Source organism: Streptomyces sp. W16, assembly GCF_033194735.1.
Classification (GTDB): domain Bacteria; phylum Actinomycetota; class Actinomycetes; order Streptomycetales; family Streptomycetaceae; genus Streptomyces.
Map to the genome: position 1 here is coordinate 1 of NZ_JAWOAI010000929.1, position 2,186 is coordinate 2,186.

The 2,186-nt window shown below is 73.2% G+C and carries 3 protein-coding genes; all 3 read right to left on the reverse strand.

Features of this window, described 5'->3' with window-relative positions; genetic code table 11:
* A partial coding sequence (locus tag R6V09_RS51535; RefSeq protein ID WP_317888311.1) for a hypothetical protein occupies nt 1-556 on the reverse strand: 556 nt, incomplete at its 3' end.
* A gap of 31 nt (nt 557-587) precedes the next feature.
* The gene (locus tag R6V09_RS51540; RefSeq protein WP_317888312.1) at nt 588-938 is read right to left on the reverse strand and encodes a DUF190 domain-containing protein; all 351 of its coding nucleotides are present in this window, start codon (nt 936-938) and stop codon (nt 588-590) included.
* A gap of 64 nt (nt 939-1,002) precedes the next feature.
* Entirely contained in the window at nt 1,003-1,893 is an 891-nt protein-coding gene (locus R6V09_RS51545; RefSeq protein WP_317888313.1) for an alpha/beta fold hydrolase, read from the reverse strand.
* Nucleotides 1,894-2,186 lie beyond the last annotated feature (293 nt).

Here is a 2,186-nt window from a genome sequence, read left to right on the forward strand (position 1 = left end):
GCGCCCAGTCGGCGACCGACCCGCGCCAGTGCGCCAGGGTCCGCCGCGCCTCGTCCAGACCGTCCGCGTCGAGCCGCACCGGCAGGTCCCGGCCGTGCGAGAGCAGGGCGAGCCGGAAGGCACCCGGGTCGGAGAGGTCCGGGGCAGCGGCTGTAGGGGATTCGACCGGCGCTACGGCGACCAGGACTCCCCCGGCGGTCGCGGTGCCCTCGGCCGCCACGTGGAGGACCTGGGCCTCGCCGAGTCCGGAGCCGAGGTCTCCGCCGTCCTCGAACGGGCGGATGCCCAACGCACCGGCGGCGGCACGGAGTTCGGCCTGCTCGCGGTCGCCGGTGAGCAGGGCCCACACGGGTGTGCCGCCGAGTTCGAGGGAGCGCACGAGGAGGTCGGCGACGAGGAGGACACGTAGTGCCGTGGGATCGAGGCCCGACGCGTGCGCCTCGACCCTGGTCAGGCCACGGCGGGCGGGGGCGGCTTCGGTGGAGTCGCCGGTTCGGGCGTCGATGATGCGCAGCACGGCCTGAGCGTAGGCGGGTGGAGGGCCGTACGCACGCATGTTCGCTCTGTTCCTGCTGGAGTGGCGGGGTTCAACCGGGTCTGTCCGGCACATGGATCCGCACCCGGTCCAGGGTGGCGACGGCCGCGGTCTCCCCCAACACGTCGGCCACGCACGGCAGAAAGGAACGCAGCCGCCGCTCCTCGTCCACGATGATCACCATGCAGGGCCCGTGATCGCCGAGGTGCGGGACCCTGCCGGGATGCCGGGCCTCGGGGTCGCCCGCGCCGAACCCCGTGACGCCGTGGAAAACGCTCGCCCCGGCAAGGCCCTCGCGGTGGGCGCGGTGGACGAGTTCGGCGTAGGCCGGCCTGTGGTGCCAGAGCACGGCCGCGTCGAGATGGATGGTGAGACGTGCGGCGAGCGTGTCGAGCGCGGGCATCGGGGACCCCCTGCCGTGGGGACTGTCCTGACGGTACTGCGCGGGTCGGCGGGGAGGAACGCGGTCAGCGGGCGAGCAGGTCCCGGAGTGCCTTGGCCACGTCTGCGGGCGCCTCCTCCGCCATGAAGTGGCCGCAGGTCACGGTGGAGTGCCGCAGGTCCGGCGCCCAGGCGCGCCACAGGGCCGCCGCGTCGAACCCGAGGGCCGCGCCCCAGTCCTGCTGGAGCACGGCGACCGGCATCCGCAGCTGGCGGCCGGCGTCCCGGTCGGCTCGGTCGTGGGCGAGGTCGACGCCGGCGGAGGCGCGGTAGTCGGCGACGATCGAGGGGACCGCGGCACGGCAGGCGTCCAGGTAGGCGGAGCGGATGCGGGCGGGGATCGCCTGTGGGTCGTTGGTCCAGATGTCGAGGAAGTGACCGAAGAAGGCGTCGGGCGCGGCGGAGATCAACTCCTCCGGCAGGCCCGGGGGTTGGGCCATCAGGTAGAGGTGGAAGCCGACGGCGGCCGTGACACCGTGCAGCACGTCCCACATGTCGAGTGTGGGGAGTACGTCGAGACAGGCCAGGTGCGTGATCTCGTCGGGGTGGTCGAGTCCGGCGCGGAAGGCGACGAGGGCGCCGCGGTCGTGGCCGGCGAGTGCGAAGCGGTCGTGTCCCAGGGCGTGGGCGAGGGTCACGATGTCGTTGGCCATGGTGCGCTTGGCGTATTCGGAGCCGTCGGTGTCGGTGTCGGTGTCGGCGGGCTTGTCGCTCGCGCCGTAGCCGCGCAGGTCGGGGCAGATGACGGTGTGGTCGGCCGCGAGGTCGGCGGCGACATGGCGCCACATGAGGTGGGTCTGCGGGAAGCCGTGCAGCAGCACGAGCGGACTGCCCGAACCGGAGACGGCCACGTTCAGGGACACGTCGTCCGCGACGGGAACGCGGTGGTAGGTGAAGCCGGGGATGGTCGGTGGCATGGTGCGCCCTGCTCTCGTCCGTGCGTCAGTGCTGTCAGTGCTGTCTTCGAGCCTGCCGTGCGCCGATGAGCAACGGGTGAGCGCGCTACCGTGACCTGGGGCGATACCCCGGAAAGGGTGGTCGGTGATGGAGGTCGCGTTCGGGGTGCTGGGGCCGGTGACGGCCTGGGACGGCGCCGGGGACGTGATCGCCCTGAGGGGGCCTCGACACCGGGCGGTGCTGGCCCGGCTGCTCGTGGCCCGGCGCCGGGTCGTACCGGTCGGGCACCTGGTCGAGGATCTGTGGGCGGGCC

What these genes read in the sequence shown, in the direction of transcription:
- R6V09_RS51540 (WP_317888312.1), bottom strand. Translation starts at nt 938, where the DNA reads ATGCCCGCGCTCGACACGCTCGCCGCACGTCTCACCATCCATCTCGAC.
- R6V09_RS51545 (WP_317888313.1), bottom strand. Translation starts at nt 1,893, where the DNA reads ATGCCACCGACCATCCCCGGCTTCACCTACCACCGCGTTCCCGTCGCG.